This is a genomic window from Marivibrio halodurans (genome assembly GCF_017963645.1).
In the GTDB taxonomy this organism is placed as follows: Bacteria; Pseudomonadota; Alphaproteobacteria; order UBA8366; family Aestuariispiraceae; genus Marivibrio; species Marivibrio halodurans.
In genome coordinates this window covers 330,582-350,880 of sequence record NZ_JAGMWN010000006.1, presented here as the reverse complement: position 1 = coordinate 350,880, position 20,299 = coordinate 330,582, and the positions used below count along the sequence as shown (strand labels likewise).

Genomic DNA, 20,299 nt, shown 5'->3' with positions numbered 1-20,299 from the left:
CGAAGAGGCTCGGACGAGACGCCCCTAAAACCGAACCAGCGGCACCCCGGCGATCCATTCATGGCCGAGCAACAACGCGGCATAGATGGCCAAGCCCAGGGCCAGCCGGGCGAGCCCGATCCCAGCCCAATCGATCCGGCAGCGCCCCTGGATCGCCGCCAGGAAGGGCACCGCGCTGGTGGCGAGCGCGACCGGCCCCCAATCGGCCCCCGTCTGGCTTTGCCGACGATAGTCGATATGCGCCATGCCGCCCGCGGCCAACAGGGCGATGCCGCCGAAGAAGATAAGACTCGCCACGTCGCCGTTGACGGCCATGTGTCCGATCGCCCAGAGCAGGAAGGACCAGAGCATCGGATGACGGGTGACGGTCAGGATTCCGGCCGGCGGCTTGGGGTCGCGCAACATCCGTTCCCCGCCGACGGCGGTCGGGCTGCGCGTGGTGATGGATGTCGCGAACAGCACCGCCGAGGCCAGCATCAACAGCATTTGGAGGTGAACCAGCGCCGGCACGGGCGGCCAGAGACCATGGAACGGCGCATTGTTGTAGCTGGCGATCGACCAGAAGAGCGTGGCCCCCGCGACAACCGAATAGAGCAGGCGAAAGCCGTTCTCGCCCAGTTTTTGAATCAGCACCATGCGCACGGGCAGGCTGGAGAGCAGGAAATGCCCGCCGACGAAGGTCGCGACCGCGATGGTCACATCGGAAAACGCACCGGCCACCTGAACGCCCCCTTGGTCCCGCCGCCAGACTTGCCGAAATGGGTGACCGCCCGGCCGCGGGCGATCCGCGTCAATATGGACATGACCGCCGCCCCCGTCCATAGTGCGCCGCATCCGCGCGGGTGGCGCCATCGTTTCCGGGCGCCGCCAATCAAGAGGATTCCCCAATGACGGCCGAAAGCCAAGACGACGGCGCGGCGCGTGACGCGCTCGACCCCGTCGCGCGATCTATCCTGGCGCAGCTCGAGGCGCTGCCGGCGGGCGAGAGCCTGTCGCCGGAGGATGCCGCGCGCGCCTATGCCGAAACCAAGCGCAAGCCGAAGGACGGTCGCGACCTGTTCAAGCGATACCGTCAGGCGGTGAAGCAGCAGGCGATCCACCTGGCCCGGGATGGCCGGATCGATATCCTGCGCAAGGGGGAGCCCGCCGACCCGAACGACTTCAAGGGCCTGTGGCGCATGCGCCTCAAGCGCGATTGAGGGGCTCCGGGGTTCGATCCATGCGGTTCAATTGGCAGGTTCTGGCGCTCGGCGTCACCTTCTGCGTGCTGTGGAGCTCGGCCTTCACGGTGGGCAAATTCGCGGTCCAGGCGGCCCCGCCGCTTTGGTTCCTGGTCATCCGATACAGCCTCGGCTTCCTGCTGATGTGGCTGGTGCTGGTGGCGATGCGCCGGCGGCTTCCGGACAACCGGGCCGATATGTGGACGGGAATATGGCTGGGCATCTTCAACAACGCCCTCTATCTCGGTGCCTGCTATATCGCCTTCCGCACGGTCTCCTCCGGCATGGTGGCGATGATCGCCAGCCTGATGCCGCTGGTAACGGTCGGCCTCGCCTGGCCGGTGCTGGGGGAGAAGCCGACCGTGCGCAAGCTCGCCGGTTTGGCTCTCGGGCTCGGCGGGGCATGGTTCATCCTGGGCCATCGCCTCAACGCGGAAAGCGCGGTCGATGATCCGCTCGGAATCGCCATCGCGGCGGTGGGGATGATCTGTCTCGCCTGTGGAACGGTGCTCTATAAGCGGCGGGGCGCGGATGCCGATCCTCTGGCCATGAACGCGGTGCAGTCCGGGGCGGCGGGGGTGGTGTTGCTGCCGGTGGCGCTGATCCTGGAGGACCCGGACATAACCTTCGGATGGACCTTTATCTGGACCCAGGCCTATACGGTCATCGTGATGACCTTCGCGACGCTGCTGATCTGGTTCGCGCTGATCCGCAAGGCGGGGGCGGGCGCGGCCAGTGCGTTCCACTTCCTCAATCCGGGGATCGCCCTGCTGATCGCCTTTATCGCACTGGGCGAACCTGTGACGCGCAGCGACCTGCTCGGGCTTATTCCTGTGGCCGCGGGCATCCTGATGGTGAACTGGCCGGCGCGGCGGGAAGGAACGTCCTAGGACGCGATGATTTCGCGCCGCCTGCCGCGCCTACTCCCGCCCGAACCGGGTCGCGACCCGATTCGGGCGGAAGGACGGATCACATCGCGAAAGAACAGTAGGACGGGGCGACAATCAGTCCGTCGCCTCCTCGATGTCGTCGCCCATCTGTTCCATATCGTCGCCCGCGCCTTCCATCGTGTTCTCGCAGGCCGCAAGGCCAAGAACCAGGAAGATCGCCGCGAAAAGGCCGAGAACCGGGCGCAGCGCCGAGGAATTTCCGGGAATCGTCATCATATCGCTCCTTTTTCCGTGTAGGAATCTTGATGCTTCGTTCGCCGAATGATTTGGGGATGATGTGCGGCGGTTCAAGAGTGGACCGCTTCCGCCTGTTGCGGGTCGTGCTCTACGGGATTATACGCTGAAAGACCATGATGCTGCTTTACCACCTCTGGCTCTCTCCCTTCTGCCGCAAGGTCCGGCTCGCCCTCGGAGAGAAACAACTGCCCTTCAAGATGCAGGTCGAGAAGGTATGGGAGCGGCGTGACGATTTCCTGGCGCTGAACCCGACCGGCGAATGCCCCGTCCTGGTGGACGAGGACGGCAACCGCATCTGCGGCAGTCAGGTGATCTGCGAATATCTGGACGAGATGTACGGCGCGCGCCCGCTGCTGGGCACCGGCGCGATCGAGCGGGCGGAGGTGCGCCGGCTGATCGACTGGTTCGACCGCAAGTTCTACGCGGAGGTCGGCGTCAATCTGGTCGAGGAAAAGATCATGAAGCGCTTCCTCGGCCTGGGCGAGCCGAGTTCGAGCGCGATCCGCGCGGGCGGCCGGAACCTGCATATCCACCTCGCCTATATCGACTGGCTGGTGGATCGGCGGACCTGGCTCGCGGGGGAGGAGATGACGCTCGCCGATCTGACGGCGGCCGCGCATCTCTCGACCGTCGATTATCTCGGCGACGTGCCCTGGGGCGACCATTCGGAGGCCAAGGACTGGTACGCGCGCGTCAAGTCGCGGCCGAGCTTCCGCCCCGTCCTGGCCGACCATATCCCCGGCGCCCCGCCGCCGCGTCACTACGCCGACCTGGATTTCTAGAGCGTGTCGCGTTGATTTGGAACCACCTGAGACGCCGCATTCGGTTTTCTGACGAGGAGCGGCGCGCGCGGCGATGCGGGGCATCGGAAGCGGGGCGCGACGACGATCAGGGAGCCGAAGGCGGCGCCTCCGGTCGGTTTTCCGGGCTCCCGGACCGCGTCGAGCGCGCTTGACGATGCCCCACATCGCCGGCGCCCCCTCTCCTAGCCGGAAACCCGGAAAACCGATCTCAGGTGATTTCAAATCAACGCGACACGCTCTAGGCGAGCGCCGATCCGACGGGCTCAGGCCTCGTCCTCGATCGCCTCCATGTCGTCGTCGGAGAGGCCGAAATGATGGCCGATCTCGTGCACCACCACGTGCCGGACGAGATCGCCCAGATCCTCCCCCGTCTCGCACCAGTAATCGAGCAACGGCCGGCGATAGAGGAAGATCATGTCCGGCTCGACCGCCGGGTCGTTCACCGACTTATGCGCCATGTCGACGCCCTGATAGAGGCCCATCAGCTCGAACGGGCTTTCCAGGCCAAGCTCGTCCAGCACGTCATCGGGCGGAAACTCGTCCACGCGAAAGACGATATCGCCCAGATAACGGGCGAATTCCTCGGGTAGTTCCTTGAGCGCCGCGCGCGCCAACCGCTCTATCTCGTCGATCGAGGGGGCGTTGCGCGCGGCCGGACCGGACGGGTGGGTGACGTTCGACATCATGCGCCTATATGGGAGGGGAAGACGGCGTCTCGCAAGACATGCCCGCACGGCATGAGGGCGCGCCGTCGTTCGCCGAAATATCCCACGCGACGGAAGGGAAACCAATCGATGGCCGAGAAACTGACCAGCATCGCGCGTGACCAGGCGCTTGAAACGCTCTCCGACTGGCGCGTCCTGGACGATCGCGACGCCATCGCCAAGAGCTTCAAGTTCAAGACCTTCAACCAAGCCTTCGGGTTCATGACGCATTGCGCGCTGAAGGCGGAGAAGATGGATCACCACCCGGAGTGGTTCAACGTCTACAACAAGGTGGAGGTCACCCTCTCGACCCATGACGCGGGCGGCCTCACCGCGTTGGATACGGAGTTGGCCGCCTTCATGGACAAGGCCGCCGCGCGCTTCGGCTAGCGTGCCGCGCGGGGACTTGCCGCGTGGGCAAGTTCGAGGCTAAGACCGGCTTATCCGCAATCACCGCCGAACCGGAGCCCAGGATGACCGAGCCCGCGCCGACCCCCCGCCGCCCGCAGGACCGCATCCTGGTCGCCATCGACACGGCCGAGGAGGCGCGCGCCGTCGATCTATCGCGCGGGTTGGCGGGCGCGGTGGGGGGCATCAAGCTCGGCCTCGAATTCTTCAACGCCCATGGGCCGGAGGGGGTGCGCCGTGTCACCCGCGCCACGCCGGAGGAAACGCCGCGCGGCCAGGCCCCGGTGCAACAGCGCCTGTTCCTCGACCTGAAATTCCACGATATCCCGAACACCGTCGCGGGCGCCGTGCGCGGCGCGATGCAGCTCGGCCCCGCGATCCTGAACGTCCATGCCGCCGGCGGCCCGGCGATGATGACGGCCGCGCGGCAGGCCGCCGATTTCCAGGCCGACAGCCTGGGCATTGTCCGCCCGATGCTGATCGCGGTCACGGTGCTGACCAGCCTCGACGACGACGACCTGACCGCCACGGGCCAGCAAGGCCCGGCGGCGGAACAGGTGGTGCGCCTCGCCCGGTTGACGCAGTCCTGCGGCCTCGACGGCGTGGTCTGCAGCGCGCACGAGATCACGGCGATCCGGGCGGCCTGTGGCCCCGACTTCAAGTTGATCGTCCCCGGCATCCGCCCGGCGGGCGCCCAGACCGGCGACCAGAAGCGCACCATGACCCCGGGCGAGGCGGTGGCGTCCGGCGCGGATTTCCTCGTCATCGGCCGCCCGATCACCGGCGCGCCCAACCCGGCCGAGGCGGCTGCCGCCATCGCGGCGGAAATCGCGGCCTAGAAAAGCCCGGAAGCAGGGCGCGCTTGCCGAGCCCACGCGTCGGCGATACATCATCCGTCATGCGTATCGAGGCGAAAATCTGCGGGTTGTCGGACCCGCCATCGGTGGAGGCGGCCGTGAAGCACGGCGCCGACATGGTGGGATTCGTCTTTTTCCCCAGGAGCCCGCGCGATATCGCGATCGACGACGCGACCATGCTGGCCGCCCGGGTGCCGGAACGGGTGGCCCGCGTCGGCCTTTTCGTCGAACCGGACGACGACCTGATCGCGCGGGTGCTGGCCGCAGTGCCGCTGACGATGATCCAGCTTCACGGCAAGGAAAGCCCGGCGCGGTGCCAGGATCTGCGCGGGCGCTTCGGCCTGCCGATCATGAAGGCGCTGGGCATCGCGGAGGCCGGGGATCTGGAGGCCGCCAAGGCCTATGAGGGGCCGGCGGATCGCCTGCTGCTCGACGCCAAGCCGCCTAAGGACAGCGACCGGCCCGGGGGCAACGCCGTCGCCTTCGACTGGACGCTGCCGCGGGACGGCCGACGGCCGACGATCCCCTGGCTGCTGGCCGGCGGGCTGACGCCCGACAATGTGGGGACCGCCATCCGCCGCGCGGACGCGCCCGGCGTCGACACTTCCTCCGGCGTGGAAAGCGGCGGGCCGGGCCGCAAGGACCCGGAGAAGATCCGCCGCTTCCTGGAAGCCGTCCGGCGCGCCGGATAGACTGCGGCCCGATGCCGCGCGAACGTCCCTGGACTCCCGCCCCGCTCACGCCGATATAGAAGCATCATTCCCTCCCGGAGCATCGAAAAGGCCATGGCCACCCGTCTCGCCTCCCCCCTTTCACGGGGGATTTTCACCTTGATCGCGGCCCTTTTCATCGGCGGCGATCTGTTCGGCATTCTCTCGGCACTCGACTGGGCGGTGCTGCATCAGTTCGGCCTCGGTATGGACGCGCTATGGATCGGCTCGATCGCCGCGGCGATTCCCGCCCTTATCGCCGCCTTCTTCTTCGGCCGCACGGTCTGGCGCGTGGAGGCGCGGGGGATCGACTACGAGCCGTCGGTCTAACCCCTCCGTCGGTTTCACCGCGTCTCCATACCCGACGCCGCGCGTCCAGCCTGCTGGACGCGTGCTTTCGACTGGTCTAGAAACCGGGGCGAAGCCGGGCATAGAGGCCCGTCGGCGTCCCCGTCCGGGGCGCCCTATCGTCGGTTGAGGGAAAAGGCGCGGGGCAGCGACCATGAACGAGATTCCCAACTCCTTGCGCACCGGCCCGGACGAAGGCGGGCATTTCGGCATCTTCGGCGGCCGTTTCGTCGCCGAAACGCTGATGCCGCTGATCCTGGAGGTCGAGCAGGCCTACGACGCCGCGCGCGCCGATCCCTCCTTCCAGGACGAGATCGACTATTACGCCAAGCACTATATCGGCCGGCCGAGCCCGCTCTATCACGCGGCGCGGCTGACCGAGCATCTCGGCGGCGCGAAGATCTATTTCAAGCGGGACGAGCTGAACCACACCGGCAGCCACAAGGCGAACAACGTGATGGGCCAGATCCTGCTGGCCCGCCGCATGGGCAAGACCAAGATCATCGCCGAGACCGGCGCCGGCCAGCATGGCGTGGCGACGGCCACGGCCTGCGCGCTGTTCGGGCTGGAATGCAAGGTGTTCATGGGCGCCCTCGACGTGGAGCGCCAGCAGCCGAACGTCTTCCGCATGAAACTTCTGGGGGCGGAGGTGGTGCCGGTCACCTCCGGCCGCTCCACCCTGAAGGACGCGATGAACGAGGCGCTGCGCGACTGGGTCGCCAATGTGGAGGATACCTTCTACTGCATCGGCACCGTGGCGGGCCCGCACCCCTATCCCCGGATGGTCCGCGACTTCCAGTCGGTGATCGGCACCGAGGCCAAGGAGCAGATGCTGGAAGCCGAGGGGCGGCTGCCCGACACGCTGGTCGCCTGCATCGGCGGCGGCTCCAACGCGATGGGGCTGTTCCACCCCTTCCTCGACGACGAGGGCGTGCGCATCATCGGCGTCGAGGCGGCGGGCGAGGGGGTCGAAACCGGCCACCACGCGGCCTCGCTGACCGGCGGGCGACCGGGCGTGCTGCACGGCAACCGCACCTATCTTCTGCAGGACGCGGACGGCCAGATTCAGGAGGCGCATTCGATTTCCGCCGGTCTCGACTATCCCGGCATCGGCCCGGAACATAGCTGGCTGAAGGAGCGGGGGCGGGTCGAGTATGTCTCCGCGACGGACCGGGACGCGCTGGCCGCGTTCGAGCTGTGCAGCCGCAAGGAAGGCATCATCCCGGCGCTGGAGCCGGCCCATGCGCTCGCCCATGTCATCAAGATCGCGCCCGGGCTTCCCGCCGATCACCTGATCTGCATGAATCTCTGTGGGCGCGGCGACAAGGACGTGCACACGGTGGCCAAGCATTTCGGTATGGAGATTTGAGCACATGACGGCCGAGCCGATCGCCGCCGAGGATTTCGCGCCGGATTCCGGGCGCATCAAGGCCCGCTTCGACCGGTTGCGCGCGGAAGGGCGCGGCGGTCTCGTCACCTTCCTGACGGCGGGCGATCCGGATTTCGACACATCGCTGGAAATCCTGAAGGGTTTGCCCGGCGCGGGCGCCGACGTGATCGAACTGGGCATGCCCTTCACCGACCCGATGGCGGACGGCCCGGCGATCCAGGCGGCCGGCCTGCGCGCCCTGAAGGCCGGGCAGACCATGGTGAAGACGCTGGAGCTGACCCGCGCCCTGCGCGAGAGCGACGCCGAGGTGCCGATCATCCTGATGGGCTACTACAATCCGATCTACAGCTACGGCGTGGAACGGTTCCTGGCGGACGCGCGCGCGGCCGGCGTCGACGGCTTGATCATCGTCGATCTGCCGCCGGAGGAAGATGACGAGCTCTGCCTGCCGGCGGTGCGCGCGGGCCTCAACTTCATCCGGCTGGCCACGCCGACGACCGACGCGAAGCGTCTGCCGGCCGTGCTACGCAATACCTCGGGTTTCCTCTACTACGTCTCCATCCTCGGCATCACGGGGACGAAGGAAATCGACGACGCGCCGGTGCGCGCGGCGGTGGAGCGGCTGAAGCAGCATACCGACCTGCCGATCGCCGTCGGTTTCGGCATCAAGACACCGGAACAGGTCGCCGCCATCTGCGAGAACGCGGAGGCCGCCGTCGTCGGCTCCGCCATCGTGCGCCGGCTCGAACAGGGGTTGGACGCGGAAGGCAAACCGACGCCGGGCCTCGCCCGCGACGTGCTGGATTATGTCGCCTCGCTCGCCGAGGGCACGCGCCGGGGCTGAGAGCGGATAATCCGCCGCCCGGAGACAGGGTTAAGGGAGATCATGCGCCGATGAACTGGATCGCGAACTTCGTCCGCCCCCGGATCAAGGCGCTCGTCGGTCAACCCGACGTGCCGGACAATCTCTGGACCAAATGCAGCGGCTGCGGACAGATGATGTTCCACCGCGACGTGGATGAGAATCACCATGTCTGCCAGCATTGCGGCCATCACATGCATCTGCCGGTCGACAAGCGCCTGGCGCTGCTGTTCGACGACGGCGCCTACGAGACGATCGAGCTTCCCAAGGTCAAGGTCGATCCGCTCAAGTTCCGCGACCACAAGCGCTATACCGACCGCCTGAAGGAGGCCCAGTCGAAGACCGGGCGCCAGGACGCCATCATCGTGGCGCATGGCCGCATGGGCGGCAGCCGCACCGTCATCGCCGCCTTCGACTTCAAATTCATGGGCGGCTCCATGGGCATGGCCGTCGGCGAGGGGCTGGTGGCGGCCGCCCGGCTGGCGGTGATGCAACAGGCCCCGCTGATCGCGATCCCCGCCTCCGGCGGCGCGCGCATGCAGGAGGGTATCCTGTCCCTCATGCAGATGCCGCGCACCACCGTCGCGGTGGAGGAGGTGAAGGAGGCCGGCCTGCCCTTCATCGTGCTGCTGACCGATCCGACGACCGGCGGCGTCACGGCCAGCTTCGCCATGCTGGGCGACCTGCATATCGCGGAGCCGGGCGCCATGATCGGCTTCGCCGGACGCCGGGTGATCGAGCAGACGGTGCGCGAGACCCTGCCGGAAGGATTCCAGACCTCCGAATATCTACTCGACCACGGCATGGTCGACCTGGTGGTCAAGCGCTCGGACCTGCGCGAAACGCTGATTCGGGTGATCGACCTGCTGACCCATCCGGGCGTGCCGGAAATGCCGGACGAGCCGGTCGACACGAAGGACGAGTCCCTGGCGATTCCCACCCCGGAAGAGAACCGCGAGGCGGAATAATCCGCGGAATAACCCCGGGAATCGGCGCAAGCCCCCTGATACCAAACCTTTTTGATCCTACCCCATGAGGGTCGCGTTCGCCCCCTTGAACGGACGGGGTAGAAAGGTGGCGCGGGCGCTGCGGGGCATCGTCAAGCCGCCTGACGCCCTCCCTCGGGTGGCATCGTCCGGATGGGGCATGATCAACAGGATTTGGTATAAGCCGGTTTCATCCCGGGCGCGACGATATCGGCCGGGCGCGCGCCCGTGGTTTCCGCGCTGGCGGCGCTGATCAAACTGCGATAGAGGCGCTGCTGCGCCGGGGTGAAGATCAGGAACTCCGGGTGCCACTGAACGCCGATCAGGAACCGGTCGCCGATCCCCTCGATCGCCTGAACGACGCCCCAGCGGTCGCGGCCGACGACGCGCAAACCCCGCCCCAAATCGCAAACCGCCTGATGGTGCAAGCTGTTCACCTTGCACACCTTCCGCCCCAGGATCGCGCGCAGGCGGCTGTCGGGCTCGAAATGCACATGCTTGGCCGGCAACGGCGTGCGCATGCGCGGCACATCCTCGAACTGGTCGTAGATATCGTGGACCAGGGTGCCGCCCAGATGCGCGTTGATCATCTGCGCGCCCCGGCATACGCCCAGGACCGGCCGCCCGGTCGGCGCGAAGAGGTCGAGCAGCCGCAGCTCCAACTCGTCCCGCTCCGGGTCGAGACGGACTTCCGGCTCCAACGAACCGCCATAAAGGCCGGGACCTATATCGTCCCCGCCGCCGACAATCAGACCGTCGAGCTTGGCCGCCACCTCCTCCAGCCGGGGCAAGCGGCGCGGGGTCAGACGCACGGCCCACCCGCCGGCGCGCCATACCGTGAAACGGTGGAAGTTCCACGCGATCAATCCGCCCCGGCGCGAGCCGGTAACACCGATCAAGGGGCGGCTTCGGGTAAGGAAGGCGGGCTTGCGGATCACGCTGTCTCCGTCTCCGATCCTTTTCTACGCGACCAACCGCGCGACGAAGCGCTCGGACTTGTCGGCCCAGTCCTCGGACCCCCAATCGGCCGGCAGGATGGCGTCGTAATGATCGAGGAAAGCCGCCGCCATTTCCGCCATCAAATCCGTGTCCTCGGCCAGCCTCTCGACCAGCACCCAGCGGTTCCATTCCGCCACCGGCCCGTCGCCGACGCCGGTGAAGCGCGTGTTCGGCAGGCGGTAATGGAAGGCGGGCCGGGCATTCACCCGATCGTCCTTCACGGCCCGGCGCACGCGTGGACCGTCGATTTGCGCGAAGATCGGCAGCATGTCCAACTCCCGGTTCCGCGTCGCGTTATCGGCCAGATAATCGTCGATCAACGTCGTCATGTCGGGTTTGTAGTCCGGATCGACGATACGCCGCGCATAGCCCCGCGGGAAGGGATCGATGAAGGGCAGAACGCGGCGTGTGAAATCAATGTCGATCGACCGGCGTAGCCAGGCGCTCATCATCACATAGGCGCGCAGCACACGCGCGATCCAATCGGCCTCCAGCGTCGCCGCCTCCGGGTTGAGATGCAGGCCGAGAGCATAGAGCATGCCTTCGTCGGAGCCCGTCGCACCCGCTTCCCGGATCGACCGGAACAACGGCGAAAGCTCGTCCAGCGTCGACCAGGCCATGGGCGGGCTGACGATCTCCATCGGGACGAAATCCTCGCTCAACTGCCCGATCCACTGGCTCGTCGTGGCATCCAACTCGCGCAGCAGGTCGACCAGCCCGGAGAGCCACTCCCCCGTCACCTCCACCCTGTTCCAGCGGGGGGAGGGGTGGGCGAACTGGGTGTCCAGTTCCACCGTGAAGGTGCCGTGACGCGCGCCGCGCAGGCGCAGCCGGTAGGGGTCATCCTCCTCGCGAATGCCGCCGAACAGCGCCTCCACCAGATCGGCGGCGGTCCGCACATCCAGCGCGATGCACTCAATCTCCACGCCGCAACGGCGCGGGGCCCCATCCTCCCGGTCGGGGCGCGGCGGGGCCAGCACCTCGGACCCGGCGATCCGGCGTTCGGTCGCGTCCCCGGCCGAATAGGCGGCGGGATCGGATTCGGTGTTCATGGCGGTCTCGTCCCCTCTTCTGACGCAAGACACGTAGGGAGCGACGGGCCGGATTCCAAACCCCGAACGGGGATGAGGAGCGAACCCGCCGGGATCGTTGAAAGTTCACGCTCCGAACGTCCGACCCGTCCCGCCCAAGAGTGTCTTGAAGGACATGCGAGGTTATCGGCGGCGGAACCGGAGATAGGTGGGAACGCCGGCCAAGGCCTTCTGCTCGTAACGAGTTCCCGGCCAATCATCCTCCCGGCGCGACCAGTCCGACGGTCCCTCATCCAGCCAATCGAAGGACGCGCGGCCCGCCCGGTCCACCGTCAGATGAAACAGCATCCAATCGAGATAACCCGGATGGTCGGTCGCCAGGCGCATCAGCCCCCCCGGTTTCAGGACGCGGGCAAAGGCCGGGATCGTTTCCGGCCCGACGATCCGGCGCATCCAATGGCGCCGCTTCGGCCAGGGATCGGGAAACAGGATGAAGAGCCGGTCGATCGACGCCTCCGGCAAGGCCCGCAGCAACAACCGCGCATCGTCGTCGAAGAGCCGCAAACGGTTGCCCAGTTCGGGCTCCGCCTCGACGGCCTGTAGCACCTTGGCGACGCCGTTGACGAAGGGCTCGCAGCCGATCAGCCCGATATCGGGATTGGCCCGCGCCTGGGCCAGCAGATGCTCGCCCGCGCCGAAACCGATCTCCAGCCAAACCGCCCGCACCTCGGCGTCGAAGCAGGCCGAGGGATCGCCGACCGGCGCATCGGTCGATAGCCGGAAACGCGGCAGCGCCTCCGAAAGGAGGCGCTGCTGGGTCGGCTTCAGCCCCTTGCCCTTCCGTCGGCCGAAGAATTTCGGACGCGACGGGTCGGGCCGGCCGGCGGCCGGGCGGGTGTCGTCACCGCTCACCGTCAGGTGAGGGCGGCCTTCAGCGGCTCGACGAGATCGGTGCGCTCCCAGGAGAAGTGCCCCTCGTCGGTCGGCTGACGGCCGAAGTGACCGTAGGCCGCGCTCGGCGCGTAGATCGGACGGGAGAGCTTGAGATGCTCCCGAATGCCGCGCGGCGACAGGTCCATGACCTCGCGGATCGCGCCGATCAGCTTGGCGTTATCCACGGTGCCGGTACCGAAGGTGTCGACGAAGATCGACAGCGGCTTGGAAACGCCGATCGCATAGGCGACCTGGATCGTGCACTTCTCCGCCAAGCCGGCGGCGACGATGTTCTTCGCGACATAGCGCGCGGCATAGGCGGCCGAACGGTCGACCTTCGTCGGGTCCTTGCCGGAGAAGGCGCCGCCGCCATGCGGGGCCATGCCGCCATAGGTGTCGACGATGATCTTGCGGCCCGTCAGACCGCAGTCGCCGTCCGGCCCGCCGATCACGAAACGGCCGGTCGGGTTGACATAGAATTCGTCGGCCGGACACATCCAGCCCTCGGGCAGGACGCTGGCGACATGCTCGCTGACGATCTCGCGCACGCGGTCCTGATCGACATCCTCGTCATGCTGCGTCGAGACGACGATGGAGGTCGTCTTGACCGGACGGCCGTTCTCGTACTGCAGGGTCACCTGGCTCTTCGAATCGGGGCCGAGGCCGAGAGAAGGATCGGCGTGACGCGCCTCCGCCATGCTCTTCAGGATACGGTGCGAGAAGTGGATCGGCGCCGGCATCAGCGCATCCGTCTCCCGGCAGGCATAGCCGAACATGATGCCCTGGTCGCCCGCGCCCTCGTCCTTGTTGCCGGAAGCGTCGACGCCCTGCGCGATGTCGGAGGACTGCGCGTGCAGCAGCACATCGACCTCGGCCGTCTCCCAGTGGAAGCCATGCTGCTCGTAACCGATGCTCTTCACCGCCTCGCGGGCGAGCTGCTCGATCTTGTCGCGATGCACCTGGCCGTCGGTGACCAGCGAGTCGGGACCCCGCACTTCGCCGGCGATCACGACCCGGTTCGTCGTGGTCAGCGTCTCGCAGGCGACGCGCGCGTTCTCGTCCGCGCCGAGGAAAAGATCGACGACCTCGTCCGAGATCCGATCGCAGACTTTATCGGGGTGTCCCTCGGACACCGATTCGCTTGTGAAAAGATAGGAATCTGCCATGACGTCCCCCAAGTGACCTCCTCTTGCACCGGAGAGCGCGCAAGCGCCCCGGTGGACGCGGATAGCCGCGACAGCGCGGATTCCGCCCCAGACAAGAGCCGCCCCCGCAAATTCCTGGGCGGCCCCCGATCGACCGATACGGCGTCGTTGAATCTTGCGGTGCGCGACGCGGCACCCGAGGTGCAAGACGACCCGGAAAGCGCCGGTTTCTGGCAAGCTTTTCACGCGCCGTCAAGCCACCGCGAGCCGCCCGCGGCAAAAATACATAAAAAAATGGGAAAATCTGGGCTTCCGACAGGAAGCAGGACCTCTCCGATCCGCTTGGAGCATCCCGCCGACGGCCCTTATCACCCCTCGTCGTCGGAGTGCGCCATCGATTTGCACAGATCGAGAATCCGCTTCCGGACCTGGACATCCTTGACCTTGTAATAGGCCCGGATCAGTTCCAGCGTTTCCCGTCGCGCCATCGGATCGGTCTCGCGATAGGGTTCGGGCGCGGACTCGGAGAGACCGGCGCGCAGACGCGGGGACTGGCCCGCCACTTCCGAATCCATGTCCTCGTAGAAGAAGGCGATCGGCACGTCGAGCACCCGGCTCAGATCATAGAGGCGGCTGGCGCCGATCCGGTTGGTGCCGCGCTCGTATTTCTGCACCTGCTGGAAGGTGAGGCCCAGCGCCTCGCCCAACCGTTCCTGACTCATCCCCAGAATGGTGCGGCGCAGGCGCACACGGCCGCCGACATGGATATCGATCGGGTTGGGCACCCCGGGACGTCCGGCGGAGATGCGGACCGGTCGGTCCTCACCCGTCGCGCGCGTGCCGGTCCCGGTATCCGCGTCACTTTCCGTTCCGGTCTTGGCGGACGGGGTGCGGGAATTCGCCGTCTTGCCTCGCGCCTTGGCCATGGCCCTCCCTTTCACGATCGCGTACGGGTTCATACCGCTCGAAATCCCACCGTTCCCGTCCTGAACAGCCACTCGATCATCTCAAGACAACGGGCCCGGGGCGGGCGCGACGAACCGCGTGAACCATCGGTTACAGCATTCGCGCGACAGTACTAGACATACGTGTGTATGCCGGTCAAGCATCCGTTTCAACGGACGGTCGCGCCTGCGCGAGTTTGCCACAACGCGCATGGGTCATGACAGCCCCGAAACATCCCAGGATCAGGAGCACGACGAAGACCCAGTCGCCCAGCAAACGATAGGGCGGAGGATCGGCGAGCGGCGGCGGCAGGCGCAGGTCGATCACCCCCGACCCGCCGAGCGGCAGGCGCGCGATCTCCCGGCCATGGCCGTCGAAGGCGGCGGAGATACCGGTGTTCGCGGCCCGAACGAGCGGCAGGCCCTGTTCGATCGCCCGCAGGCGGGCATGTTGCAGATGCTGATAGGGTCCCGCCGTCTCGCCGTACCAGGCATCGTTGGTAAGGTTGAGCAGCCAGGCCGGCGGCATCGCGGGATCGATCGCCGCCCCGGGGAAGATGACCTCGTAGCAGATCAACGGCGAGACCGGCGGCAGCCCCGGCAGACTCAGCGTGCGCGGGCCGGGGCCGGGGGCGTAGTCTCCCGCCCCACTGGTCACCTTGCCGAAGGTCAGCACCGCCTTGAAGGGCACATATTCGCCGAAGGGCACCAGATGATGCTTGTCATAGGAGGCGACGACCCGCCCGGACCCGTCGATCGCCACCATCGCGTTGCGCAGGCGCGGCGGCACCCCCGCCTGACGCGGCGCGCCCGTCAGCAGCAGGCCGCCCGACGGCAGCATGGCGGCGATATCCGCGCGCGCGGGCGCCGATTCCTCGATATAGAAGGCGGCCGCCGTCTCCGGCCAGATGATCGCGCGCACCCAGTCCGGCCGCCCCTCGCGGGCAAGGCGCAGATGGCGGTCGAAATTGCGCGCGGCGAAGCGGCGTGGCCATTTCTCCCGCTGCGGAATGCCGGCCTGAACGATCCGCAGACCGGGGGCGTTGTCGCTATCCTGTAGCGCGGTCGGGTCCGGCGCGGTAGTGAGCCGCGCGGCGCCGTAGCCCGCGACGGTGATCGGAATGAGCGCCGCCAGCACCAGCGCGACGATCCCGGCGCGCGCGCCATGCCGGTCCGCCGTCGCCACCAGCATGGCCGAGAACAGCACGAGCGCACCCAACGCATAGACCCCGCCGAGCGCCGCGCCCTGGCTCAGCCACGCCGAATCGGCCCAGCCATAGCCCCAGACGTTCCAGGGGAAGCCGGTCAGCAGGTGCCCGCGCAGCCAATCCGCCGCGACGAAGGCGGTTGCGAGGCCCAGCGCACGCGGCAGGCCCGGGCGCAAGACGCGCGCCGCGAGCCCCGCCACGCCGTAATAGAGCGCCATCGCCGCCGGCAGGCCGAGCGCCGCGAAGGGCACCATCCACCAGAGCCTGTCCGAGAACACCAGCAGCGCGTTGGCGATCCAGTACCAACCGACGGCGAAATAGCCGAAGGCGAACCACCAGCCGACCCCGAAGCTGGCGCGCCGCCGCCGCGCGCCGGCCCCATCGGCCATATGGCTCACCAGCCAGAAGACGGGATAGAGGACCGGCCAAGCGCCGACCGGCGGCAGGGACAGCGTGGCCAGCGCCCCGGCCGCGAAGAGCACCCCCCGCGCGCGCCAGCCTGTAAGCGCCGCCGCGCGCGCGCCGAGCGTCCGCGTCCGGGCGAGCAGGGCGGCGGCGCCCCGCGCACCGGCACCCGCCGCGTCCCCCGTCATCCCGCTCACGCCTCCATGACGCTGTCCGGCGGCATGTTGCGCAGACGCATGCGCTTGATCCGCCTCGGATCGGCCTCCAGCACCTCGAATTCGACGCCCGAGGTCTCGTGCATGATCAATTCGCCGCGCACCGGCACCCGGCCCGCCAGGGTGAAGACCAACCCGCCGAGCGTGTCGATATCCTCCTCGCGCTCCTCCTCGCTCAGCATCGGGCCGAAGCGGTCCTCCAGATCCTCGATCGGCATGCGCGCGTCGGCGATATAGGAGCCATCGGGCTTGCGCTCGATCCGGGGGCCGGCATCGACATCATGCTCGTCCTCGATCTCGCCGACGATTTCCTCGACCAGATCCTCGATCGTCACCAGACCGTCGATGCCACCATATTCGTCCACGACCAACGCCATGTGCAGCCGGTCCATGCGCATCTGCAGCAAAAGGTCGAGGACCCGCATGCTGGGCGCGACGAACAGCACACGGCGCATCAGGTCGCGCAGATTGAAGGCCCGCGGGTTCGGATCGACGGTGGCGGCCAGCACATCCTTGATGTGGACCATGCCGATCACGTCGTCGAGGCTCTCGCGATGGATCGGATAGCGCGAATGCGGCTGGCGCGTCATGTGCCGAATCGCCTCGTCGCGCTCGGTATCGACGCCAATCGATACAATATCCGCGCGCGGCACCATGACGTCATAGGCCGTCATCTCGCCGACATTCAGGATATTGTGGATCAGCGCGCGCTCGTCCGGGTCGATCGGCGTCGCCCGATCGTCATGCTCCTCGAGCAATTCCTCGAAGCTGTCGCGCAGATTGGAGTCCCCGTTCCGGCCGAGCAGCTGACGCAGGAAGCTGCGCATGGTGCCCGGCTTGCGAGAACTGGGGTCTATCGACCCCGATGAAGTGCCCGAGCCGTTGGCGTATCCGCTGCTCGAGCCGTTCGTCGATGTATCAGCCATCGGCGTTAAGCCGTCTCCTCCGCATAGGGGTTGGCGACCCCGAACTCACTTTCGAGGATCGCCACTTCCAGGGCCTCCATCGCGGCCGCCTCCGCCGCATCCTCGTGATCGTATCCCATAAGGTGTAGCATGGCGTGCACGACAAGATGTGTCGCGTGGTCGCGCGTGGTTTTTCCCTGCGCCGCCGCCTCGCGCGCAAGCGTTTCCCAGGCCAGCGCCATGTCGCCCCAGAAGAGCGGCATGCCCGGCGGCGGACCCTCGCCATTCTCGAAGGACAGGACATTGGTCGGCTTGTCCTTGCCCCGGAAATCCCGGTTGAGCCGATGCAGCGCCGCGTCGTCGGTCAGCAGGATCGAGACCTCGGCCCCCGCCTCGGGCAGCGTCTCGCCGATCGCCGTCAACACCCGGGCATGGGCGCGGCGCGCGGCCACCTCCGCGACCTCCGCCGCCCAGTCGGGCCAATCGCCCCCGTCCCGCGCGACCTCGACCAGCAGCGGCGGGGATGTGTCGGGCCGGGGGGAATCGGGCCGGGGGGAATCGGGCCCGGGGGAATCGGATGGGGGGGAAGAAGTCATTCCGCGCCTTCCCCCCGTGTCGGATCGGGCGGCGGGCGGCGGTCGTCATAGGCCTTGACGATCTTCGCCACCAGGGGATGGCGCACCACGTCCTTCTCGTCGAAGCGCACCATATCGATGCCCGCGATGCCCCTCAGCGTCTCCACCGCGTCCCGCAGGCCCGATTTCTGACCCGGCGGCAGATCGACCTGGCTGAGATCGCCGGTGATCACCATGCGGCTGTTCTCGCCAAGGCGGGTGAGGAACATCTTCATCTGCATGATGGAGGTGTTCTGCCCCTCGTCCAGCAGCACGAAGGCGTTCTTCAGCGTGCGCCCACGCATGAAGGCGAGCGGGGCGATCTCGATCTCGCCGGATTCGATCTTCCGCGCCACCTGATCGGCCGGCAGCGTATCGTAGAGCGCATCGTAGATCGGCCGCAGATAGGGGTCGATCTTCTCCTTCACGTCGCCGGGCAGGAAGCCCAGGCGCTCCCCCGCCTCGACCGCCGGGCGGGTCAGGACGATGCGCTCCACCTGATTGTTCAGATACATCGCCACCGCGATGCAGACCGCCAGATAGGTCTTGCCCGTGCCGGCCGGCCCCAGGCCGAAGACCAGGTCGTTCCGGCGCACCGCCTCGATATAGGCGCTCTGGGTCGGGGTGCGGGCGCTGATCTGCTTGCGGCGGGTGCGGATGATCGGCTCCTGCTCGCCGAACAGGTTGGCCGGTTGGGTCGCCATGCGCACGGCCGCGTCGACATCGGCCGGATCCACGCGCTGGCCGCCCTTGAGCCGCTGGTAGAGTCGCGACAGCGCGGCCTTGGCGATATCCGCCGCCTCCTCCGGCCCCTCGATCGCCAGCCGGTTGCCCCGGTTGATCAACGAGACACCCAGCGTCTGCTCGATCCGCACCAGATGCTTGTCATGCTCCCCGAACAGTTCCGGCAACAGCTTGTTGTCGTCGAACTGAAGGAAGATCGGGGCGGGGGACGTCCCGCGCGCACTCGGAGGGGCCGTTGGAACCGTGCTCAAGCGACGTTCCTTCTTTCCTGGCGTGCCGCGAGCGGCGTGGCGAAAAGGCTGTAGCGGCGCAATTCGTCGATCCGGCATTCTACGAGCGTGCCGATCGGCGTATCGGCCGCCAGATCGGCGCCATCCAGATGCACCGGCTGGAGATAGGGCGAGCGCCCGACGAGTTGCCCGGGCTTCCGCCCCGCCTTCTCGATCAGCACCGGCAGGGCGCGGCCGACGGTCGCGCGGTTGAAGGCATCCTGCTGCGCCTCCAGAAGCTGTTGCAGCCCGGCCAGACGCTCATCCTTCACGGCCTCCGGGACCTGGCTTTCCGACAGCGCGGCCGGGGTCCCGGGGCGCGGCGAATATTTGAAGGAGAAGGCGCCGGCATAGCCGATCTCGCCCACCAGCTTGAGGGTATCGGCGAAATCCCGGTCGCTCTCACCCGGGAAGCCGACGATGAAATCGCTGGTCAGCGCGATATCCGGCCGCGCCGCGCGCAGCCGGTCGACCAGACGGCGATAGTCGTCGGCCGTGTGCTTGCGATTCATCGCGTCCAGAATGCGGTCGGAGCCGCTCTGCACCGGCAGATGCAGATAGGGCATCAGTTCCGGCACGTCGCGATGCGCCGCGATCAGATCGTCGTCGAGATCGCGCGGATGGCTGGTCGTGTAGCGGATGCGCGCGATCCCATCGATCTCGGCCAGCGCGCGGGCGAGGCGACCCAGCCCCCATTCGCGCCCGTCCGGGCCATCGCCGTGATAGGCGTTCACATTCTGGCCGAGCAGCGTCACCTCCCGCACGCCCGCCGCGGCGAGCGCGCGCGCCTCCGCCAGAACGGCCGCCACCGGACGCGAGGCTTCCGCCCCGCGCGTATAGGGCACGACGCAGAAGGTGCAGAACTTGTCGCACCCTTCCTGAACGGTCAGGAAGGCGGCCACGCCCTTCGCCCCGCGCGCCGACGGCAGGTGATCGAACTTGTCCTCCGCCGGGAAGTCGGTGTCGATCAGCTTCACGCCCGCCGCGCGTTCCGCGCGCGCCACCATCTCCGGCAGGCGGTGATAGGTCTGCGGCCCGAAGACCATATCGACCATCGGCGCGCGGCGCTGAATCTCCTCGCCCTCCGCCTGGGCGACGCAGCCGGCGACGGCGACGATCATGCGCCCGCCCGCATCCGCCTTGTCCTGCTTCAACTGGCGCAGGCGGCCGAGTTCGGAATAGACCTTCTCCGCCGCCTTCTCCCGGATATGGCAGGTATTGAGGATCACCATGTCGGCGCCGTCCGGCGCATCGACCGGCGCGAAGCCGATCCCGGCCAACGCCTCGGCCATGCGCTCGCTGTCATAGACGTTCATCTGACAGCCATAGGTCTTGATGAACAGCCGGCGCGGCGCGCCGCCCTCCTGCCGCGCGGTCGTGTCGGGCGTCTTGTCGGGGGCCGAATGGGTATC

At 67.5% G+C, this 20,299-nt stretch carries 23 protein-coding genes; 10 read left to right on the top strand and 13 right to left on the bottom strand.

Annotated elements, in window-relative coordinates; genetic code table 11:
* Nucleotides 1–24: 24 nt before the first annotated feature.
* Nucleotides 25–720: an NnrU family protein gene (locus KAJ83_RS14540; protein WP_210682795.1), complete on the bottom strand. Its 696-nt coding sequence runs from the start codon at nt 718–720 to the stop codon at nt 25–27.
* A 167-nt stretch (nt 721–887) separates the two neighbouring features.
* Between KAJ83_RS14540 and KAJ83_RS14535 the strand changes: the two genes are divergently transcribed.
* Both KAJ83_RS14535 and KAJ83_RS14530 read left to right on the top strand, forming a co-directional pair.
* Nucleotides 888–1,199 carry a DUF3253 domain-containing protein gene (locus tag KAJ83_RS14535; protein WP_210682794.1) on the top strand — a complete coding sequence of 104 codons (312 nt, stop codon included), beginning with the start codon at nt 888–890 and terminating at the stop codon, nt 1,197–1,199.
* A 20-nt stretch (nt 1,200–1,219) separates the two neighbouring features.
* Nucleotides 1,220–2,110: a DMT family transporter gene (locus tag KAJ83_RS14530; protein WP_210682793.1), complete on the top strand. Its 891-nt coding sequence runs from the start codon at nt 1,220–1,222 to the stop codon at nt 2,108–2,110.
* 114 nt (nt 2,111–2,224) lie between these two features.
* Here KAJ83_RS14530 and KAJ83_RS14525 read toward each other — a convergent pair whose 3' ends face one another.
* Nucleotides 2,225–2,386 carry a hypothetical protein gene (locus KAJ83_RS14525; RefSeq protein WP_210682792.1) on the bottom strand — a complete coding sequence of 54 codons (162 nt, stop codon included), beginning with the start codon at nt 2,384–2,386 and terminating at the stop codon, nt 2,225–2,227.
* Between the two features lie 134 nt (nt 2,387–2,520).
* Here KAJ83_RS14525 and KAJ83_RS14520 point away from each other — a divergent pair, with 134 nt between their 5' ends.
* The gene (locus KAJ83_RS14520) at nt 2,521–3,189 is read left to right on the top strand and encodes a glutathione S-transferase family protein (protein ID WP_210682791.1); all 669 of its coding nucleotides are present in this window, start codon (nt 2,521–2,523) and stop codon (nt 3,187–3,189) included.
* A 284-nt stretch (nt 3,190–3,473) separates the two neighbouring features.
* Here KAJ83_RS14520 and KAJ83_RS14515 read toward each other — a convergent pair whose 3' ends face one another.
* The gene (locus KAJ83_RS14515) at nt 3,474–3,896 is read right to left on the bottom strand and encodes a metallopeptidase family protein (protein ID WP_246484595.1); all 423 of its coding nucleotides are present in this window, start codon (nt 3,894–3,896) and stop codon (nt 3,474–3,476) included.
* Nucleotides 3,897–3,947: 51 nt separating this feature from the next.
* Between KAJ83_RS14515 and KAJ83_RS14510 the strand changes: the two genes are divergently transcribed.
* The 7 genes from KAJ83_RS14510 (at nt 3,948) to accD (ending at nt 9,457) form a co-directional block, all read left to right on the top strand.
* The gene (locus KAJ83_RS14510) at nt 3,948–4,304 is read left to right on the top strand and encodes a 4a-hydroxytetrahydrobiopterin dehydratase (protein ID WP_281413150.1); all 357 of its coding nucleotides are present in this window, start codon (nt 3,948–3,950) and stop codon (nt 4,302–4,304) included.
* Between the two features lie 83 nt (nt 4,305–4,387).
* Nucleotides 4,388–5,161 (top strand): orotidine-5'-phosphate decarboxylase, encoded by a 774-nt coding sequence (gene pyrF / locus KAJ83_RS14505; protein ID WP_210682789.1) that lies wholly within the window; start codon nt 4,388–4,390, stop codon nt 5,159–5,161.
* 59 nt (nt 5,162–5,220) lie between these two features.
* Complete coding sequence (locus KAJ83_RS14500; RefSeq protein WP_210682788.1) at nt 5,221–5,871, top strand: phosphoribosylanthranilate isomerase; 651 nt, start codon at nt 5,221–5,223, stop codon at nt 5,869–5,871.
* A 93-nt stretch (nt 5,872–5,964) separates the two neighbouring features.
* A complete protein-coding gene (locus tag KAJ83_RS14495; RefSeq protein WP_210682787.1) occupies nt 5,965–6,219 on the top strand; it encodes a hypothetical protein in 255 nt (84 codons plus the stop codon).
* A 172-nt stretch (nt 6,220–6,391) separates the two neighbouring features.
* Complete coding sequence (trpB, locus tag KAJ83_RS14490; RefSeq protein ID WP_210682786.1) at nt 6,392–7,606, top strand: tryptophan synthase subunit beta; 1,215 nt, start codon at nt 6,392–6,394, stop codon at nt 7,604–7,606.
* Between the two features lie 4 nt (nt 7,607–7,610).
* On the top strand, nt 7,611–8,471 hold the full coding sequence (trpA, locus tag KAJ83_RS14485; protein ID WP_210682785.1) for a tryptophan synthase subunit alpha: 861 nt from the start codon (nt 7,611–7,613) through the stop codon (nt 8,469–8,471).
* A gap of 50 nt (nt 8,472–8,521) precedes the next feature.
* On the top strand, nt 8,522–9,457 hold the full coding sequence (accD, locus tag KAJ83_RS14480; RefSeq protein ID WP_210682784.1) for an acetyl-CoA carboxylase, carboxyltransferase subunit beta: 936 nt from the start codon (nt 8,522–8,524) through the stop codon (nt 9,455–9,457).
* Nucleotides 9,458–9,639: 182 nt separating this feature from the next.
* Here accD and KAJ83_RS14475 read toward each other — a convergent pair whose 3' ends face one another.
* The 10 genes from KAJ83_RS14475 to miaB form a co-directional block, all read right to left on the bottom strand.
* Nucleotides 9,640–10,413, bottom strand: coding sequence for a gamma-glutamyl-gamma-aminobutyrate hydrolase family protein (locus KAJ83_RS14475; protein ID WP_343222018.1), 774 nt, complete (start codon nt 10,411–10,413; stop codon nt 9,640–9,642).
* Between the two features lie 24 nt (nt 10,414–10,437).
* Nucleotides 10,438–11,526 (bottom strand): amidoligase family protein, encoded by a 1,089-nt coding sequence (locus tag KAJ83_RS14470; RefSeq protein WP_210682783.1) that lies wholly within the window; start codon nt 11,524–11,526, stop codon nt 10,438–10,440.
* Between the two features lie 162 nt (nt 11,527–11,688).
* Nucleotides 11,689–12,417, bottom strand: coding sequence for a tRNA (guanine(46)-N(7))-methyltransferase TrmB (trmB, locus tag KAJ83_RS14465; RefSeq protein ID WP_210682782.1), 729 nt, complete (start codon nt 12,415–12,417; stop codon nt 11,689–11,691).
* 2 nt (nt 12,418–12,419) lie between these two features.
* On the bottom strand, nt 12,420–13,604 hold the full coding sequence (metK, locus tag KAJ83_RS14460; protein ID WP_210682781.1) for a methionine adenosyltransferase: 1,185 nt from the start codon (nt 13,602–13,604) through the stop codon (nt 12,420–12,422).
* 347 nt (nt 13,605–13,951) lie between these two features.
* Entirely contained in the window at nt 13,952–14,509 is a 558-nt protein-coding gene (locus tag KAJ83_RS14455; protein WP_210682780.1) for a helix-turn-helix domain-containing protein, read from the bottom strand.
* A gap of 175 nt (nt 14,510–14,684) precedes the next feature.
* Nucleotides 14,685–16,328 (bottom strand): apolipoprotein N-acyltransferase, encoded by a 1,644-nt coding sequence (gene lnt, locus KAJ83_RS14450; RefSeq protein ID WP_210682779.1) that lies wholly within the window; start codon nt 16,326–16,328, stop codon nt 14,685–14,687.
* Between the two features lie 5 nt (nt 16,329–16,333).
* Entirely contained in the window at nt 16,334–17,281 is a 948-nt protein-coding gene (locus tag KAJ83_RS14445; RefSeq protein ID WP_210682778.1) for a hemolysin family protein, read from the bottom strand.
* A gap of 5 nt (nt 17,282–17,286) precedes the next feature.
* Nucleotides 17,287–17,856 carry an rRNA maturation RNase YbeY gene (ybeY, locus tag KAJ83_RS14440; RefSeq protein ID WP_210682777.1) on the bottom strand — a complete coding sequence of 190 codons (570 nt, stop codon included), beginning with the start codon at nt 17,854–17,856 and terminating at the stop codon, nt 17,287–17,289.
* Complete coding sequence (locus KAJ83_RS14435) at nt 17,853–18,869, bottom strand: PhoH family protein (protein ID WP_246484584.1); 1,017 nt, start codon at nt 18,867–18,869, stop codon at nt 17,853–17,855. The genes ybeY and KAJ83_RS14435 overlap by 4 nt, the downstream gene beginning before the upstream one ends.
* Nucleotides 18,866–20,230, bottom strand: a complete 1,365-nt coding sequence (gene miaB, locus KAJ83_RS14430; RefSeq protein ID WP_281413157.1) for a tRNA (N6-isopentenyl adenosine(37)-C2)-methylthiotransferase MiaB — start codon at nt 20,228–20,230, stop codon at nt 18,866–18,868. Before miaB ends, KAJ83_RS14435 begins: the two co-directional genes overlap by 4 nt.
* Between the last annotated feature and the right edge of the window lie 69 nt (nt 20,231–20,299).